The sequence below is a fragment of the Neptuniibacter sp. genome, assembly GCF_024231755.1.
Lineage (GTDB): Bacteria > Pseudomonadota > Gammaproteobacteria > Pseudomonadales > Balneatricaceae > Neptuniibacter.
On sequence record NZ_JAAEQH010000352.1, the window covers coordinates 1 to 1,676 of the forward strand.

The window sequence follows — 1,676 nt, forward strand, 5'->3', positions numbered from 1 at the left end:
CTACGCAGCAATGAGTGCGATTGATACTGCGCTTTGGGATATCAAAGGCAAAGCGCTTGGCTTGCCGGTTTATCAGTTATTGGGCGGTAAGGTGAACGATAAGTTACGCACTTACGCCAGCCAGTTACAGTTTGACTGGGATGATGATTTTGCAGCGTTGGTTGATCCGGAAGACTATGCCAAAGCAGCTGAAAAGGCGATGGCTGAAGGATATGATGCAGTCAAAGTTGACCCGATCATGTACAACGATAAAGGCGAAACCTTCTTCGACCGCACCAAACTCTTCACCAATAAAGAGATGAAAATGTTCCGCGACCGTCTAATGGCGATCCGCGAAGCGATGGGGGAAGATGGCGACATCATCTTTGAATGTCACAGTTTACCGGGCGCATCTACTGCCATTCAGCTAGGAGAACTGGTTGAAGAAGCTCGCTGCATGTACTTCGAAGAGCCGGTTAACTACCTCAACTCAGAACTACACAAACGGGTCGCTGATAAAGTGAATGTTCCCATAGCAGGCGGTGAACGCCTTTATAACCGCTGGGGAGTACGTCCTTATCTGGAAGATCAGAGCCTTGATGTACTGCAGCCTGATATCGGCCTGTGTGGTGGTTTCACTGAAACCAAGAAAGTGTGTGACTACGCAGATGTCTACGATGTTCGCATTCAGGCACATGTATGTGGTGGCCCTGTGGCTACAGCCGCTTCATTACATCTTGAAACAGCCATTCCAAACTTCCTGATCCATGAGCACCACACTTATGCGATCAAAAAGTGGAACCGTGAGCTTTGTATTCAAGATCCACAACCTGTAAATGGTTTCTTCCAGGTATCAGAAGAACCAGGCATCGGTATTGAGCTGAACGATGAAGTCGTAATGCGCTCACCACGTATAGAAGTTAAATAGCTTTACAGAAGAAAAACAAAAGGCTCCATAAGGAGCCTTTTTTACAAATCTAACTTATAGATGCGCTTGGCATTCTCATATACCAGCATCTCTTTCTCAAAACCTTTCCATTCCATCTCATTCAAGTAGCGCTGCCAAATTTCCGCATAACTATAGGAAAGTTCGCTGACGGGAAAATTACTCGCCAACATAACCCTGGTCAGCCCAAACTGACGAATAGCAAAGTTAATAAAGGGCTTTACCTGATCTGCAGTCCAGTTCCGATCTAGCATCTCCCACCCCGAACATTTGATACTGCATTCAGGTAGATGCGCTAAACGAGTTATTGAGTCTATCCACTCGTCAGACAAGTTTTGTGGAAAGCCACAATGATTAATAACTACTTTAAGCTTCGGTATCCCTTGAACAACTTCTGCAAGAAGCTTTACCGCTGGAAGGTCATCCAAGATTAACTGAGCTTCAAAAACCAGTCCATTATCTGCCAGCAGCCTTAGATTTTTCTGAAAGGTTTCTTGAGATAGCAGATCAATGGTCTGTTCATCAAGAATGTGTCTAACTCCTACAACTGATTTAAAAGGCTTTAACTGTTCCAGCTTTTTAATACATTGAGGAGAAGTAAGATCAGCGAATGCTATGGATCTAAAAGGTAGTGAGCAATGCTCTTCCAGCCAAGCAATCTCACGGTGTGGTTGTTCATTATCAAAACCAGCTTCAATGTGCACAAAGCCAGCTAAGTGATGAGAGGGGGATAGAATCAGATCTGATTCAA

At 44.7% G+C, this 1,676-nt stretch carries 2 protein-coding genes; one reads left to right on the forward strand and one right to left on the reverse strand.

Annotated elements, in window-relative coordinates; all coding sequences use genetic code 11:
- Positions 1-907: mandelate racemase/muconate lactonizing enzyme family protein (locus GY843_RS19995; protein WP_297312329.1), on the forward strand; the 907-nt coding region annotated here is incomplete at its 5' end.
- A 41-nt stretch (positions 908-948) separates the two neighbouring features.
- On the opposite strand, the gene GY843_RS20000 is transcribed toward GY843_RS19995, so the two are convergent.
- A partial coding sequence (locus GY843_RS20000; protein WP_297312331.1) for an amidohydrolase occupies positions 949-1,676 on the reverse strand: 728 nt, incomplete at its 5' end.